This is a genomic window from Sporolactobacillus terrae (assembly GCF_019930545.1).
Classification (GTDB): Bacteria; Bacillota; Bacilli; order Bacillales; family Sporolactobacillaceae; genus Sporolactobacillus; species Sporolactobacillus terrae.
The window spans coordinates 2,495,775-2,511,589 of the sequence record NZ_CP082837.1; the positions used below are offsets into that span (position 1 = coordinate 2,495,775).

14 protein-coding genes are annotated in these 15,815 nt (G+C 48.7%); 6 read left to right on the forward strand and 8 right to left on the reverse strand.

Annotated features, from left to right (window positions below):
• Positions 1–96 precede the first annotated feature (96 nt).
• A complete protein-coding gene (locus K7399_RS11990; protein ID WP_028976125.1) occupies positions 97–888 on the reverse strand; it encodes a PHP domain-containing protein in 792 nt (263 codons plus the stop codon).
• 515 nt (positions 889–1,403) lie between these two features.
• Between K7399_RS11990 and ilvD the strand changes: the two genes are divergently transcribed.
• Positions 1,404–3,128 (forward strand): dihydroxy-acid dehydratase, encoded by a 1,725-nt coding sequence (gene ilvD, locus K7399_RS11995; RefSeq protein WP_028976126.1) that lies wholly within the window; start codon positions 1,404–1,406, stop codon positions 3,126–3,128.
• A gap of 141 nt (positions 3,129–3,269) precedes the next feature.
• Entirely contained in the window at positions 3,270–4,256 is a 987-nt protein-coding gene (locus K7399_RS12000; RefSeq protein WP_028976127.1) for a bile acid:sodium symporter family protein, read from the forward strand.
• 156 nt (positions 4,257–4,412) lie between these two features.
• Here the strand turns inward: K7399_RS12000 and K7399_RS12005 are convergent, their stop codons facing one another.
• From K7399_RS12005 to K7399_RS12020, 4 genes are all read right to left on the reverse strand, one after another.
• Positions 4,413–6,398, reverse strand: coding sequence for a beta-glucoside-specific PTS transporter subunit IIABC (locus tag K7399_RS12005; protein ID WP_028976128.1), 1,986 nt, complete (start codon positions 6,396–6,398; stop codon positions 4,413–4,415).
• Between the two features lie 510 nt (positions 6,399–6,908).
• On the reverse strand, positions 6,909–7,913 hold the full coding sequence (locus K7399_RS12010; protein WP_160168692.1) for an NAD(P)/FAD-dependent oxidoreductase: 1,005 nt from the start codon (positions 7,911–7,913) through the stop codon (positions 6,909–6,911).
• Positions 7,914–7,926: 13 nt separating this feature from the next.
• On the reverse strand, positions 7,927–8,721 hold the full coding sequence (locus K7399_RS12015; RefSeq protein WP_028976130.1) for an ABC transporter ATP-binding protein: 795 nt from the start codon (positions 8,719–8,721) through the stop codon (positions 7,927–7,929).
• Between the two features lie 16 nt (positions 8,722–8,737).
• Positions 8,738–9,703 carry an iron-hydroxamate ABC transporter substrate-binding protein gene (locus K7399_RS12020; protein ID WP_051577802.1) on the reverse strand — a complete coding sequence of 322 codons (966 nt, stop codon included), beginning with the start codon at positions 9,701–9,703 and terminating at the stop codon, positions 8,738–8,740.
• 150 nt (positions 9,704–9,853) lie between these two features.
• On the opposite strand from K7399_RS12020, the gene K7399_RS12025 reads away from it, so the two are divergent.
• Complete coding sequence (locus K7399_RS12025; RefSeq protein WP_028976132.1) at positions 9,854–10,912, forward strand: FecCD family ABC transporter permease; 1,059 nt, start codon at positions 9,854–9,856, stop codon at positions 10,910–10,912.
• Positions 10,909–11,919: a FecCD family ABC transporter permease gene (locus K7399_RS12030; RefSeq protein ID WP_037562925.1), complete on the forward strand. Its 1,011-nt coding sequence runs from the start codon at positions 10,909–10,911 to the stop codon at positions 11,917–11,919. The genes K7399_RS12025 and K7399_RS12030 overlap by 4 nt, the downstream gene beginning before the upstream one ends.
• 91 nt (positions 11,920–12,010) lie before the next feature.
• Here K7399_RS12030 and K7399_RS12035 read toward each other — a convergent pair whose 3' ends face one another.
• Both K7399_RS12035 and K7399_RS12040 read right to left on the reverse strand, forming a co-directional pair.
• The gene (locus tag K7399_RS12035) at positions 12,011–12,802 is read right to left on the reverse strand and encodes a GNAT family N-acetyltransferase (protein ID WP_028976134.1); all 792 of its coding nucleotides are present in this window, start codon (positions 12,800–12,802) and stop codon (positions 12,011–12,013) included.
• A 229-nt stretch (positions 12,803–13,031) separates the two neighbouring features.
• Positions 13,032–13,736 carry an HD domain-containing protein gene (locus tag K7399_RS12040; RefSeq protein ID WP_028976135.1) on the reverse strand — a complete coding sequence of 235 codons (705 nt, stop codon included), beginning with the start codon at positions 13,734–13,736 and terminating at the stop codon, positions 13,032–13,034.
• A 152-nt stretch (positions 13,737–13,888) separates the two neighbouring features.
• Between K7399_RS12040 and K7399_RS12045 the strand changes: the two genes are divergently transcribed.
• Together K7399_RS12045 and K7399_RS12050 are read left to right on the forward strand one after the other, a co-directional pair.
• Positions 13,889–14,719 (forward strand): lipoate--protein ligase family protein, encoded by an 831-nt coding sequence (locus K7399_RS12045; protein ID WP_028976136.1) that lies wholly within the window; start codon positions 13,889–13,891, stop codon positions 14,717–14,719.
• A gap of 81 nt (positions 14,720–14,800) precedes the next feature.
• A complete protein-coding gene (locus K7399_RS12050) occupies positions 14,801–15,424 on the forward strand; it encodes a L,D-transpeptidase (RefSeq protein ID WP_223362308.1) in 624 nt (207 codons plus the stop codon).
• 57 nt (positions 15,425–15,481) lie between these two features.
• Here K7399_RS12050 and K7399_RS12055 read toward each other — a convergent pair whose 3' ends face one another.
• A complete protein-coding gene (locus K7399_RS12055) occupies positions 15,482–15,733 on the reverse strand; it encodes a hypothetical protein (protein ID WP_051577803.1) in 252 nt (83 codons plus the stop codon).
• Positions 15,734–15,815 lie beyond the last annotated feature (82 nt).

Genomic DNA, 15,815 nt, shown 5'->3' on the forward strand with positions numbered 1-15,815 from the left:
TATACCTGCATGAAGCGTTTTTGTTAATCACAAGCGTCTTTTTTCATCGACTAAACGGGTTTCGGTCCTTCGATATTGTTGTTTGACCGGTATGTTTTAGAGCGTCAGCTTGTCCACCATCTGCTTGCGCTCCTTAAAATAAACGGGAACGAGATTATACTCACGTGCCATCGCTTCACCAAGCGCATAGTTCGTTCCAATCGACTCCGCCGTATGATTATCGCCGCCAATCGTCACAAAGCTGCCGCCAAGCTCGCTGTAGCGGCGTACAATACTTTCAAGTCCTTCACGGAATCCGTTTTGATCAATGAGACGAAGGTTGATTTCAAGGCAAATATCATTCTCAATCAGTGTGCTGAGCAGATTATCCATGAGGAGCGGGTAGTCTTCGTAGCGAAGAACATTATCATTGTATTTCAAATAACGGCATGGGTAATCGATATGGGCAAACGTGTCGATATACGGATTTCGATGAATCGTATGTTCGGCATAGATGAGGTACTGTGCAAACAGATCATGTTTACTGAGAAAATTTTTAGCCCGATCTGAATACAAATCAAAATCCTGAAGGTTGTGGACCGATCCAATCACCATATCGAATGGATAGGTTTCCACAAGTGCACGGTTGCGTGCTGTATAATCCGGCCGATTATCCAGACCAAGTTCAATTCCGAGCAGCAGATGCTCACCTCTTAACGGGCCATAAGCATCGAAATAATGCGCAAGGTCGAAATCGACTGAAGAACCGTCCTCTTGGCGTTCATTCAGATCATAGTGCTCGGTAAGCACGAGATTCATATGACAGCTTTCCGCTTTTTTCAGCGCTTCTTGAACATCCATATCTGCGTCAAATGAAAAACGTGTGTGGTTATGCGTATCAAAAACCATAACTTCGTTCCCCCAATAGCCGTTTTCATTTCCTCAGCCGGTCCATCCAGAGATGGCTTGCTTAACCACGTGAACCGGTATGAGTACGTATCTTTTTTCATATCTTTATAGTATAAGATTAAATAGATTTTGAAACAACGGATCTGCCAAGTTCGTTCTTTTCATGTCTGATCGTCCAGTGATCCTTGCTCGCTGCATCGATTAACTCGGCCTATTGTCATTCAATAAGAATGCTGTGCATTTTCTAAAAATTCCGTTGACGAACGGCAATGGGCGTGTTATAGTAATTTTTACAAATTTCTTAATTTAAATCAGAGGCTGATCATAATGTTCATTCTATCCCAACTACGCGTCGTGATTATTATCTAGGATCCTGGCAATCGCTGAAATGAATAACGATTGTCCGGGTCCTCCTTGGCGTAGTTGGGAGTCGGGCAAGGCTCCCATTCAATTTGAATGGGAGCCTTTTTGTACCTCTGGAAAATAAGAAAAAGAAACAGAAAGGATGAAATGAATTGAGAAGTGATGAAATCAAGAAAGGGGTCGATCGTGCCCCGGCCAGAAGCCTGCTGCGCGCAACCGGCATCGTAAAGAATCAAGAGGATATGAACAAACCGTTTATTGCCGTTTGCAACTCTTATGTGGATATCGTTCCCGGTCATGTTCATTTGCGTGAATTAGCCGATGTTGCCAAACAAGCGATCCGTGAAGCCGGTGGAATTCCGTTTGAGTTCAATACCATCGGCGTTGATGACGGCATCGCCATGGGTCATATCGGCATGCGCTACTCGCTGCCGAGCCGTGAACTGATCGCCGATGCTGCCGAGACGATGATCAATGCACACTGGTTTGACGGCGTTTTCTACATTCCTAACTGTGATAAGATCACGCCGGGCATGATGCTTGCAGCTGTTCGTACCAACGTTCCGGCTATCTTCTGTTCCGGAGGTCCAATGAAAGCCGGGCTATCTGCGCAGGGTAAAGCGCTCACACTGTCATCGGTATTCGAAGGTGTCGGAGCCTTCAAAGAAGGACAGATGACCAAGGAACAATTCTTGGATCTTGAATCCTCCGCCTGTCCCACCTGCGGATCATGCGCCGGTATGTTCACCGCCAACTCGATGAACTGCCTGATGGAAATGCTCGGCATCGCACTTCCAGGCAACGGCACCGCGCTGGCCGTTTCTGATGAACGACGTGAACTTGTTCGGAAATCAGCGTTTAAACTGATGGACCTGATCAAAAAAGATGTTCGCCCGCGCGACCTGATCACCCCGGAAGCAATTGATGACGCATTTGCACTCGATATGGCAATGGGAGGATCAACCAACACCGTCCTTCATATGCTGGCCGTTGCTTCTGAAGCAGCGATTGATTACGACCTGAACCGCATTAACCAAGTCGCAAAAAAGGTGCCGTACCTGGCAAAAATAGCGCCAAGCTCCGCATTCTCGATGCAAGATGTTCACGAAGCCGGCGGTATCTCGGCGATCATCAAGGTCCTCACCGATATGGATGGGGTCATCCATCCGGACCGACTTACCGTCTCAGGAAAAACACTCCGCGAAAATGTCGCCAATGCGACCATCAAAAATCCAAAAGTCATTCACCCGCTTGAAGACGCCTACAGCAACGAAGGCGGACTCTCCGTGCTCTTCGGCAATGTTGCGCCAAAAGGTGCGGTCATCAAAGTCGGCGGTGTCGATCCGTCCGTCAAAACATTTACCGGTCATGCGATCTGCTTCAACTCACATGATGAAGCGGTTGAAGCGATTGATCATCACATGGTACACAAGGGCCATGTCGTCGTGATCCGCTATGAAGGCCCAAAAGGCGGCCCGGGTATGCCGGAGATGCTTGCGCCAACCTCATCAATCGTTGGACGCGGGCTTGGTAAAGAAGTTGCATTACTCACAGATGGACGTTTTTCCGGTGCGACACGCGGCATCTCGGTCGGTCACGTTTCCCCTGAAGCCGCTGCAGGCGGTCCAATCGCACTCGTTCAAGACGGGGATGAGATCACCATCGATCTGATCGACCGTACCGTGCATCTTCATGTTTCCGACGAAGAACTTGCTGCAAGGCGCAAAACATTGAAGCCTTTTGTACCGAAAGTGCGAAGCGGCTATCTGTCCCGCTATGCCGCACTGGTCACTTCTGCACATACCGGCGGCGTGATGCAGCTGCCTGAAGCATGGTCTGGATCTGAAACAGAGAAAAAGACGAATCCTGTGCACTGATCGGCGGTGATCCAAAAGAGACAGAAGATACCGACGAAATGATCCATTAGCAGTGATTCCATTGAAATTTTTATGATTATTTTGTGAACGAGACAGAAAAATAAAAAAGGATACTCGAAAAGAGAAAGGATGTTCTGAATCATGAAGGCTGTTGTCGCAACGGGCCAATTTTTAGGAAAATATTTTGCTGCATTCGTACTGGCAGCTGCTGTTGTCAGCTACCTCCAACCCGGCTTAATCACGTGGGTACTTCCGTATGTGAACGTTTTGCTCGGAATCATCATGTTCGGCATGGGCATGACCCTTAAGAAATCTGATTTTTCCGCAGTTTTCAAACGTCCAAAAGACGTTATCATCGGTGTTGTTGCTCACTATTTGATTATGCCGCTGATTGCTTTCGCACTGTGTTTTGCGTTCCAGCTTCCGTCTGCCGTTGCTGTCGGCGTGCTCCTCGTCGGCTGCTGCCCAAGCGGAACAGCTTCAAATGTCATGTGTTTCCTCGCCAAGGGCGACGTGGCACTCGGTGTTTCGATCGGTGCTGTATCTACGCTGATTGCACCCGTGATGCTACCGCTGATTCTCTGGCTGCTCGCCGGTCACTGGGTAAAGATTCCGACCCAGTCGCTCTTTGTCAGCGTTGTTGAAATCGTCATTGTGCCGATCGTTCTCGGCGTACTCGTCAATACGTTGTTTGGCAAAAAGACCGCTAAAGTAGCCGATGCGCTGCCGCTTGTTTCAACACTTGCCATTATCCTGATCGCAGGCGGTGTTGTTGCCGCATCAAATAAGAACGGCGACTTAGTGACTGCGGGAACACTTGTCATCATTCCGGTTGTTATCCTACACAACTTGCTTGGCTACCTGTTAGGCTTCTTCTTCAGTCGCAAGCTTGGTATGAATCACGCTAAAAGTCGCGCGATCACCTTTGAGGTCGGTATGCAGAACTCCGCACTCGGCGTTGCCCTTGCTATGGCGTTCTTCTCACCGGTCGCTGCCATTCCGGCAACACTGTTCAGCGTCTGGCACAACATGTCCGGTTCGCTGCTTGCCTCCTTATGGGCGGGCAAAAAAATATCGGCTAAAGAAAACGTATCAAAAGATGATGCAGACGCAGTCCCTACTCCATAAAGCATCTTAACAGCAGACCAATCTACACTTACAAAAAAGGCGCTCATTTCAAATTAAGGAAATGAGCGCCTTTTTCGCATGATAAGAAGTATAAGGGCAACTATGATTTAGCAGGCGCCAAAGGCCTAGCTTTGCCAAGTTTTCTTTATTTGCCTTTTACTTGCTGTATACCTGAATCAGCGGCTGATCCGTTGCAGCGTCTTGGTCTAGCTTTGGAACAACGGCCTCATAATTATTTGTGTTGGTCACAATCACCATCGTGGTCGGATCATAACCGGCTTCTTTAATCTTGTCCGGCTCAAAGGTTGTCAATAGATCGCCTTTTTTCACTTTCGCACCGGTTTCAATTTTCGGATCAAAGTGCTTGCCTTTCAGTTCAACCGTATTGATTCCTATGTGAATCAGTACTTCGACACCATTGTCGGATTTGATTCCATATGCATGACCGGTCGGAAAAGCCACCGTAATTTCACCGTCTACCGGCGACACGCAAGTCCCTTTCGACGGCAGCACGCCGACGCCGGATCCCATCGCACCCGAACTGAATACCGGATCATCTACTTGAGAAAGCGGCACCGGATGACCGGCAACCGGGCTGTATACGGTTTCTGTCAAAGTCAGGCCGCTTACGTTTACCGCCGGCTGCTCGGATTCTTCCGCTGCGGTTGAAGCTGCTGCTTCATCCTTTACATTAAGTCCAAGCTTTGCTGTCTTCTTTTCCGTCAGGCTCTTCTTTCCAGAGGTCACCTTGGCGAACAGCTTTTCCGTGTTGCTTTCATTAAATCCAAAAACAAGGACGAGCAGCAATGCGCTGAGAAAGGCGACAACAAAACCGATGATCGCCCATACAATACTTGAATCGCGGCCAATAAACAGCGGCATTTCAAAAATGTTCATAATCGGTGTGTAACTGAAACATTTAACGCCCGCTGCACTCACCGTTGCGCCACCAAGCGCACCGCCGACCAGGCCAAAGATAAATGCTTTTTTATATTTTAAGTTAATCCCGTAGATTGCCGGTTCAGTAATCCCAAAGAATCCACTGATTGCGGCTGAAATGGCGATTTCTCGGTTTTTCAGCTTCTTTGCTCTGAAAATTGACCCGGTGACTGCGCCAAACTGTCCGGCAACGGCAACCATCATAACCGCAAGCAAGGTATCATAGCCGTACGCTTGAATATTAATCAACGAAATCGGCAGGATGCCCCAATGCAATCCGAAAATAACAAAGATCTGGAAGGTGGCACCCAGAATGCCGCCGGCAATCAGTGGGCTTAAGTCGTATAAGAACTTATACCCATAAGCAAGCCCGGTACCGATCGCCGTGCCGAGCGGTCCGATAATCAAGAAGGTCAACAGCCCGGCAACAACCAAGGTCAGAAAAGGAACGAAAACCAGCTGCATGACTGCCGGAAGCTGTTTCTTAAACCAACGTTCGATATGACTTTCAAGCCAGATCGCCAGAATGGTCGGAATAACCGCACCGCCATAAGTTTTAAAGTCTACCGCATAGCCCCATAAATGGGCAACCTCGGGAATCTGAGCGTCCGTCAGCGGGTAGATCATCGCTGCAGCGAGGGCCACCGCGATGTAGCGATTGGTATTAAACTTGTCGGCCGCCGTAATGGCAATGAAAATCGGCAACAACGTAAATACGCCGCTCGCCAGTGTATTTATAATGAGATAAATCGGTGAGTTTGCTGGCAGCCAGTGAAACGTTGAAATAAGAATAGCGACGCCTTTTAGAACGCCGACACCGGCCAGTACTGAAATAAACGGCGTAAAAATGCCAGAGATAACGGCAACAAAACGTTCAAACCAGTTCTCCGATTTTGCCTCTTCTGCTTTGTCTTCCTGTCCCGCTGCAGATTTGCTGTCTGTGGCACTGAATCCGTATCGATTCATAATCGCTTCATAGACCGGCACCACTTCGTCGCCGATAACCACTTGATATTGTCCCCCGGCACTAACTGCGGTCAGCACCATTGGAAGATCTTCAAGCACTTCCTTATTTGCCTTGCTTTGATCATTCAATCTGAAGCGCAACCGTGTCGCGCAATGAATCAATGATTTCACGTTCTCTTTGCCGCCGACATTTGCAACAATTTCATTTGCCAGCTGGGAGTAGTCTTTCTTTGCCATGTCTAAGCCTCCTATAAACCGTTTTCATTAATACGCATTAAACGCTACGTGCACAAGTTCCTCTATAATCAAGTTCATCGAACAAATCCTTATGTTTTCGGCACTTTATTGCGAGACCGTAAACATGCTTTAAGCAAATTAAGCTTAAAATAAAAACGCCTTCTTGTCAAATTAATTTTCATGAAATTTATTTTCTTAAACCGTTCTTTCAAAGACGACTTATCGGAGCTGGTACGCTTTTTATTAGGCTCGATAATTGAATAATAAATAAGGAAAAGCATCAAAAACAAACGGTTCTGTTTCTAGTTTCTCAGCATCATCTCACCAAGACCCGGCTCCTCTTGATTCAGCGTCTCGACATCTTCGGATTCACATCGCTACACGTAACAGCATCGCCAATTTCAGGTTTGATACGAATTTTGGTCCGTTTGATACAACTTTTCAGGTTTGATCGTTCTAGATAAAAAAAGCACCGGATTGCTCCGATGCGCTACTTTGTTCGTTCATTTTTTACTTATCGTTGAAGAAGCTGTGGTGTGTACTGACCATTGCCTGAGCCGGTGCTTCCGGTTCCAGATCGTGCTTCACGCTGTTGACGGCTATTGGACCTTCAACAAATCCGGCGGCGATCAAATACAATTTCTGCGGATAGGAAGCGGCATTGCCGATTGCATAGATGCCGTTTACGGAGGTCTGCATGCTTTGATCAACGCAGATTCCGCTGTTGTCAATGGTCATCCCCCAATCATCCAATCCGCCGAGGCTGCATTGAAAACCGTGATTGACAATCACCGCATCGGCCGCAACCGTCTCCGAACAACCGGATGCACTGCTGCATACGGTAACGCTACTCAATTGTCCCTTCGTACCGCTTAGCGCAACAATCTCAGAGGACATTTTCACGTCTACCTGATACGTATGCAGCCGTTCCACATTATGCTCTAAAGCATGAACAAATTGGTCTCCTCTGTAGATCACCGTGAGACGCTTACAATGAGGCTCAAGCTCTGCCGCCCAATCCAGTGCGCCGTTCCCGCCTCCGGAAATCACCACCTGTTTGCCGGCAAATCGTTGCGGATCGCCGGCAGCGTAAAACAGGCTCGTATTTTCATATAAAGGCGCCTCTTCGAGTGGAAGCTTGTTGACTTCAAAAATGCCGCTGCCAACCGCAAGAATGATCCGGCGCGAATAGTGAACAGCACCGTTTGAAGCAACCAACTTGAAGGTCTGATTCTCCAGCCTCTCCATGTTCACAATTGTTTGGCCGGTGATTATCGCCGGATGAAAGGTCTCAGCCTGCCGATTCAGATGCTCAATCAACTGTGCGCCTTTAATACTCGGAATACCGCCAACATCATAGATCGTCTTCTTTGGGTAAAAGTGCGTGACCAATCCGCCAAGATCACTTTTCGCTTCAATAATCTTCGTTTTGAGTGCGCGCATTCCGCTGTAAAAAGCGGTGTACAGTCCGGAGGGTCCGCCCCCGATAATGGTTACGTCATAAAGATCAAGCACACATTTCTCCCCCTCAGCTGAGTTCATTTACTGTATCATAGGGCACGCAGAGCGGCAGCTGTGTCCGTTGATCGATAAAAATATCCGACTTCACGCCAAATGCCTGCTCCAGCACCTGTTCCGTTACAACATTCCGCGGTGCGCCTTCGCAGATCACTTTGCCCGATTTAATGACGATCATATGATCCGCAAATCGAATCGCATGGTTGAGATCGTGGACAACCATCACAACGGATCGCTGCTCATGCCGATTCAGCCTGCGAATTAACTTCAAAATGTCCAGTTGATAGGTCATATCCAGAAAGGTTGTCGGCTCATCGAGAAAAAGCCAATCGGTTTCCTGAGCGATCGCCATCGCAATCCAGGCGCGCTGGCGCTGCCCGCCGGATAAACTGTCGACTGCGCGGTCAGCAAAGGAGTCCAAACCCGTTGCGCGGATGGCCCATTGAATCGCTTGCCGGTCTGTCTCGCTAAGTTGGTGCATTCCCTTTTGATGCGGATAACGTCCATAAGAGATCAGTTCTCGAACCGTCACGCCTCCGGGGGCAATCGGATGCTGCGGAAGAATAGCCAGTTGTTTCGCTACCTGACGCGTCGGCTGTTTGTGAATGCTGCGGCCGTCAAGCAGCACGCTCCCGCCTTTTGGGCGCATCAAACGAGCCATTGTTCTTAAAATCGTGGACTTTCCTGATCCATTTGCTCCAACCAAAGCGGTGATTTTGCCTTCGGGCAGATCAATGGACAAACGGTCAACGATCAGTTTATCTCCATAAGCTATATCCAGTTCTTCCGTATGCAGCCGTCCCATGCACGATCGCTCCCTTTCACTTACTTTGAGTCATATTTTTCAGCACACCATCAATGATTTGTGAATTGGCATTGGGTCCTGAATACAACCAGCTTGCGTCCGCGCCATACTCAAAGACATGGTGATTTTTCACTGCAGGAATGTTTTTCCACACAGCATCTTTAAGCATTTTTGCACCGCTGCTTTTGTCGCTATTAATTAAGAAAAGATAATCTGCATCGAGTTTAGCTAATTTTTCAAGTGAAATCGCCGACCAGTTGGCCGTTGCACTTTTTGAAATTTCTTGAACGACTTGCGGTGCTTTTAAACCAAGGTCTTGATAAAGAACCGCGCCGCTGGATACATTGTCGCCAACGACAAAGAACTTGTTCCCAGTCAGCCAAATCGCGGCTACAGTTGGCGTGCCTACTGCATTTTTCACCGTCTGCTTTGCCTTTTTGGCTTTGGCATCATAATCAGCAAGTACTTTCTCTGCTTGTTCTTTTTTGCCAAGAACAGTACCGACTTGAAGCAATTTGTCGCGCCAGTCGCCGTTCACATCTTTATTCAAGACGTATGTCGGCGCAATCTTCTGGTATTGCGCGTATTTGCCTCCGCTTACTGCGCCGGCTGAGTCAATTAAAATAAGATCCGGTTTGAATGAGGCAACGGCTTCATAAGGCAGGTCAGAAGGAACAGTAGGAACCGCTTTTAGATCCTTTTGAAGATAGTCCTGAACACTTTTACCGTTGTTGATCGACCATTGGGCGACCGGTTTAACACCAAGCGCTACCAGATTATCCTCTAAATAAGAGGCAAGAATCCTTTTCGGTTTTGTCGGCACCTTGACGTTGTGACCCATCGCATCTTTAGCAACACGCGTTTTTGGAACAGACGATGCGTTGTTATCCGATGCATCGTTCGCCGTGCTGCATCCTGCCAATAGACTTAAAACGAGTAAAACACTTGCGAAAGTAACTGCCGCTTTTTTTATGTAAATCAAGAGTGGTTCCTCCCTAATTTATTAATTAATTGTGACATTTTTATGATAACGATATTCATTATCAATTACAACTATTTTTTTGATTTTATACTATTGATATTCGTTATCAATTATAATAGAAACAGAGTTCAATATTAAGGAGCTTCATCTATGTTCTTGTCATTTATTGCAAAACAGCGAACACAACGCCCCAACAATCGAAAACCAACGCGGGCAGCGCGGGCGTTAACGGCTTTGATTGGCGGCCTCATTCTTCTCGTCGTCACTTTTATTCTGTCACTGCTCTACGGCGCGGTACACGTTCATTTCTCAACTGTATGGCAAAGCTTCACGAATGATCAAACGCTCACAGCCAATCAGCAGATTATTCGTAATATCCGAATACCTCGAGCGATTGGCGCGGCGCTGGTCGGCGCTCTCCTTGCTGCTTCCGGAGCCGTCATGCAGGGGATGACCCGTAACCCACTGGCCTCACCTTCACTGATGGGGGTCAGTTCCGGGGCTTCCCTGGTCATGGTCTGCGCCCTTGTTTTTGCTCCACAGGCTTCCGTTCTTTCGCTGATGCTTTGTTCGTTTGTCGGCGCCGGCATCGGAGCACTGCTCGTTTTCGGTATTGCCCTGTTCTCACGCGGCGGCGTTTCTCCAGTTAAGCTGGTTCTTGCCGGGATGGCGGTTACCGCCTTTTTGAATGCCTGCACATCAACGATTGCCATTCGTTTTAATGTGGCGCGCGATTTGAGTTTCTGGTATGCCGGCGGTGTATCCGGTGTGCAATGGCTGCATGTCCAACTCCTGATTCCCGTCGCCGTGTTCGGTATTATTCTCGTCTTGACGATTTCACGCTCAATCAATGCACTCAGCTTAGGCGAGGAGACCGCCAAAGGACTTGGCGAACGCACCCTACTCGTAAAAACAATCGCTATTCTGGCCGTTCTGCTGATGACCGGCGCCGCTGTATCCGCTGCCGGAGCGGTTGGATTCATTGGTCTGATCGTGCCGCATATCACACGATTTCTGATTGGCGGCGATTACCGCTGGCTGCTGCCTTGCTCAGCCGTATTTGGTGCTGTCCTGCTGGTTGGCGCCGATCTGGGTGCGCGGATGATTAATCCGCCTTTTGAGACTCCAGTCGGCGTCGTTACCGCCTTAATCGGCGTACCTTTCTTCCTCTATCTCTCGCGCCATGCCGCAGGAGGGATGCACGGATGATACCGAAAAGACGGATCTTGAGCGTCACTTTATGTATACTTTGTGTCATTGGGGTTACATTGATCATAAGTTTAAATACCGGCTATTTGCGGATCGCCCCCATCGATGTGCTGCGTGTGCTTGTAGGAAAAGGCAGTCCCCAAGATGCGTTAGTGCTCATTCAATTTCGTCTGCCGCGCATGGTGATTGCGCTGTTTATCGGCGCGGGCATGGCAGTTTCCGGTGCCCTTCTTCAAGGCATCACACAGAACGACTTGGCCGACCCCGGCATCCTCGGGATTAATTCCGGTGCGGGATTGGCTGTTGTTTTTTACATCTCTATGATTCAGGGGCAAGCATCCGCACTGAGCGGGCTGTCCTTATTCTTAATGCCGTTTTCCGCACTCTTTGGTGCAGCGCTGGCTGCTTTGCTTATTTATGCACTTGCTTGGCAGCATGGCGTCACGCCGCTGCGCCTGATTTTATCAGGAATCGGCGTCAACGCCGCATTTATGGCTGTGATCACGATTATTCAGCTCAGGATGGATCCAAAAGATTTCATGCAGGCGACAATCTGGCTGTCGGGAAGCATATGGGGAACCGACTGGCCTTATGTACTCGCCATTCTTCCGTGGATGCTCATCCTTATCCCGCTAGCCACTTTCAAAGCGCGCACATTAAACATTCTTGCGCTTGGAGACGCAGTGGCCAGCGGTCTAGGTGTGGCGGTGAACCGTGAACGAACGCTGTTTCTGATCATCGCAGTCGCCCTTGCCGGAGCCAGTGTGTCTGTCGGTGGCGGCATCGCATTTCTTGGTTTGATTGTCCCGCATCTCGTCCGCCGGATTATCGGACGCCGTCATGAAGTTCTAATCCCATTATCCGCACTGATGGGGGCCTGCCTGCTGCTCATTGCCGATACGCTCAGCCGAACGATCTGGGCACCGGCAGAGGTCCCTGTCGGTCTTGTTGTTTCAGCGATCGGTGCACCCTACTTCATCTACCTCTTATTTCGAGAAAAGATTTAATAGCCAAAGGTAAGATGACGACCGATCATTGAAGGTACAAAGAGAGGCCGACGCTCCCGGCAAGTGCCGCAGTGTCAGCCTCTTATATCCTTTAATAACGTTCGATCATCCATTTTCCTATTGGAATAAAGTTGAGTTTTTCGTAGATACGTGCGGCGACCGGATGATCATAAAACAAACAGGGGCGTTTATGCTCGGCTTGCAGCGCGCTGATCGTCTTAATCAGACAACTGGTTGCAAACCCTTGGTGCTCATATCCTTTTTTCGTACAAACACCGACAATCATCGCCGCTCCGGCTGTCTCGGCTGTGGTTGATACACTGCTGACGGGTTCATTATTCCGTTCAATGTAGAACGTTCTGGAAATCCCTTGATCCATATTCTTCTGGAGGGTTGCCGGCGTCTCCGCATGATTAGAGAAAATCGTCTGACGCAGCGCAATAATTTTTTCTGCTTCTTCAGGAAAGAGCATTTTCACATCTTTACGTGCCGTTGATTTATCAAGAGGTGCGCCAAGATCTCGCGCTGCGTAATAACAGAGCTGTTCCTTTTGTACGGGCTTACTCATGTAAGGAAGTATTTTTTGCACTAGATTTTGCAGGCCGGACAGGCAAGTTAGTACGCTGCAGCGCGTAATCACGTCCGCCCATATCTTGCCGTCAAGCAGTTTGGCATCTCGTGCATAGGGAATAAAATTGCCAAGATAACGGAGCAGAATGCTGCGCAAAGCTCCTTGGCCGTCAAAGTCCCCCCACAGGGTAACACATTCGCCCTCTAGACCATATGCTTCAATATCCCCAAATATAAATAGATTCTCTGCCGGTCGATCGCCAGCAAAGCGCATGACTAGGTCTCTGTCTTTCTCGGTAAGCTGTCGGATCATTCACACGGCCCCCTCTCTCATTCCTATTTCTTACCCTAACTGCCGAGTCATGGATAAGCCATGATCACGCCTCGATCCAAACACAAAACGCTTCATCGGCTTTCTGCAGCCATTGAATTTCTATACAGTTTAGCCTATCCTTCGTGGATATGAAGTGATTGTCGGCACACTTGGGCCCATAAATGAACACGTTTTCCTTCATGATCCGCCGGCTGTTTATTTCGCGCATTCACGAATCATTCTCGGTTTGACAAAAAGTCCGCAGCAGACGCAGATGCACCGATTCGTCCGCATGGGACTCCTTTAAAAAACGGTCTAAGAAATCGACCATAAAGCGATGCCGTTCTTCAGCCAGTTTTCGAGCTGTTTCTGTATTCATACGATCCCGAAGGAGCAGTAACTTTTCGAAGAAATGGTTGACGGTTGTTGACTGCTGCGCCTTGTACTGCTCCGCCGTCTGATGCAGATGCGGCGGCGCTCCCGGATCAAACATCATTCGATGCTTAAATCCGCCATAAGCAAAAGCACGTGCAATTCCAACCGCGCCTAGCGCATCCAGCCGGTCCGCATCTTGGACAATCTTCCCTTCAAGGGTTGACATTGGGGTCTGCACACCGGCCCCTTTAAACGAAAGCTCGCTGATTATGGTGCACACGGCTTGAATGGTCGGCTCGTCCGTATGCAATGATTTCAGCCAGGTTGCGGCGGCGCGCGGACCGACCGATTCATCACCGTGATGGAATTTCCAGTCGGCGATATCATGCAGAAGCGCGCCTAAAGAAACAATTTGTTTATCTGCTTGATGCGGCGCTTCACCCGCCAAGATTTGCAGGCTCGTCCGATACACACGGTACAAATGCGCCCAGTCATGGCCGCTGCTCTCGCTCTTGAACTTTTCTTTCAGATAACTTTCGGTCTGTGCAACACGATTCATCGCTCTCTCAACCTCACTTTCTCCCATAATTATAGCGCATCCCTCATCTGCTGCTGCAACGCGAAGCACCGCTACCGACGTATGTTTCGAAAACAAACCGATCACTTGCTATAATAGGAGTAGATCAATCGACGAAAAAAGGAGGCATTCCCATGTCGCTGCTCAATCAGCCCGTGTGGCGTGTGATCGATCAAAGCAGCTTAGGCAGAGGCTTTGACGGCAGACAGTCGTTTGCGATTGATGACGCCATCTGCCAATCGGTCGGAAGTGGTCAGTCGCCATGCACTGCCCGGCTCTGGGTTCACCATCAAACGGTGATGCTCGGTATACAAGATACCCGACTGCCCCATCTGCGTGCAGGGCTTGATGTACTGCGGGCCCACGGATTCAACTTCATCGTACGCAATTCAGGCGGACTTGCCGTTGTTCTTGATCAAGGCGTGCTCAATCTCTCTTTGATTTTTCCGGAAAAGGATGGGGCATCGACGATCGATGATGGGTTTGAAGCCATGACAGCATTTATGAAGAAAATGCTGGCGCCGCTGGACATCGTCTTCAACTGTGGCGAAATCAACCGGTCCTACTGCCCCGGCCGCTATGACCTGAGCTCGAGCGGGCGCAAGTTTGCCGGCATTTCGCAGCGCCGTGTCAAGCAAGGGGTCGCCGTACAAATCTATCTCTGCGTCTGCGGCAGCGGTTCGCAGCGCGCGCAACTGATTCGTTCCTTTTATACGCAAGCGCTGCAAGGGGAGGCGACACATTTTGCCTATCCCGACATTGACCCGAAGGTTATGGCATCCTTGGAAGAAATCAGCGGGTGTCCATTAACCGTTCAGGGACTCGTTCATGCGTGCCTGTGCAGCCTGCAAAGCTTGGGAACCGTTCAATCTTCATCATCTTTGTCGCCTGAAGAATCCCTTGCCTTTGGCAGCTACTACGAGCGAATGATTCGTCGGAATGAAAAAGCGTTCGACTTCATGTAACAAAGTCCCAAAATTGGTGTACTGACAGTCGAACAATAAAGGGAAGAAAATCTTTATCCAGGTTATGAAGGTAGGATAATCATGAACGTTTTCTATAAAGTTTGCATTGTGTTTGCCCTTATTGCAGCGATGGGCATCACCGCTTTTTTGCCGTTACTTTCGCCGCACAGCTTTTCCGGTCGTCAAGCGGAGCAAAACCAAACCAGCCACACGATCAGTAGCAAGGAGAAAACGCCGGCATCATCTTCAAAAGCGCGGCCTGTCTCTTGGAATAAACCGTCCGGCGGCAGTTATCCGGTCATCGGAAAAAATGAGCCACTTTGGATCGATGTGGCGATCAAGAAACAAAAAGTGTACATCAAAAGCGGTAGCCGCACCTTGTACACCATGCAGGCATCAACCGGTCTTGATAGCAGTCCGGATACAACAACACCGACCGGAACCTACTACATCCAGGCGGAACGCGGAAAATGGTTCTACTCCCCGAAATACAAAGAAGGCGCAAAATACTGGGTATCCTGGAAAAACCACGGCGAATTTCTCTTTCACAGTGTCCCAATGAACCAAAACAAACAGGTGCTGCCGGCCGATGCAGCAAACCTAGGTAAAAAAGATTCACACGGATGCATTCATCTCACCGTTCCCGACGCCAAATGGGTGTACGAGCATATCCCATACAACACCAAAGTAGTCATTCATGCCTAAAAAATAAGCAGCTTGGTTTCCAAAGAGAACCAAGCTGCTTATTTCATCTCCATTCAATTAAGCGAAGGAAAAAGATTTTCTTAGCTGACCTGCGCGACTTCCTTCAACCACAACAAGACACTCATCGCCCTTTGACAAATTATCAATCAGAAGTGTTAGCCAATCGGACATCTTGTGGACTTGTTTCACCTGATTTTTTCCATAAATGTATACATCTTGACCTAGTTTTTCGCAATACTTGTAAAAGCGAATCATCTGTTTGACATGGAAGGCGGCAGCATACACTTTGAATGAAAAGATATGCTTCATGTTCGTCATCCTCCTTGATTCTTAGACCTGTCTTTCTTGATCACCTTTAGTCTACAGGTTAATTATGAACTTAGTCTTCATT

What these genes read in the sequence shown, in the direction of transcription:
- K7399_RS12050 (WP_223362308.1), top strand. Translation starts at nt 14,801, where the DNA reads ATGAACGTTTTCTATAAAGTTTGCATTGTGTTTGCCCTTATTGCAGCG.
- K7399_RS12045 (WP_028976136.1), top strand. Translation starts at nt 13,889, where the DNA reads ATGTCGCTGCTCAATCAGCCCGTGTGGCGTGTGATCGATCAAAGCAGC.
- K7399_RS12055 (WP_051577803.1), bottom strand. Translation starts at nt 15,733, where the DNA reads ATGAAGCATATCTTTTCATTCAAAGTGTATGCTGCCGCCTTCCATGTC.
- K7399_RS12005 (WP_028976128.1), bottom strand. Translation starts at nt 6,398, where the DNA reads ATGGCAAAGAAAGACTACTCCCAGCTGGCAAATGAAATTGTTGCAAAT.
- K7399_RS11990 (WP_028976125.1), bottom strand. Translation starts at nt 888, where the DNA reads ATGGTTTTTGATACGCATAACCACACACGTTTTTCATTTGACGCAGAT.
- K7399_RS12000 (WP_028976127.1), top strand. Translation starts at nt 3,270, where the DNA reads ATGAAGGCTGTTGTCGCAACGGGCCAATTTTTAGGAAAATATTTTGCT.
- K7399_RS12030 (WP_037562925.1), top strand. Translation starts at nt 10,909, where the DNA reads ATGATACCGAAAAGACGGATCTTGAGCGTCACTTTATGTATACTTTGT.
- K7399_RS12025 (WP_028976132.1), top strand. Translation starts at nt 9,854, where the DNA reads ATGTTCTTGTCATTTATTGCAAAACAGCGAACACAACGCCCCAACAAT.
- K7399_RS12035 (WP_028976134.1), bottom strand. Translation starts at nt 12,802, where the DNA reads ATGATCCGACAGCTTACCGAGAAAGACAGAGACCTAGTCATGCGCTTT.
- K7399_RS12040 (WP_028976135.1), bottom strand. Translation starts at nt 13,736, where the DNA reads ATGAATCGTGTTGCACAGACCGAAAGTTATCTGAAAGAAAAGTTCAAG.
- K7399_RS12015 (WP_028976130.1), bottom strand. Translation starts at nt 8,721, where the DNA reads ATGGGACGGCTGCATACGGAAGAACTGGATATAGCTTATGGAGATAAA.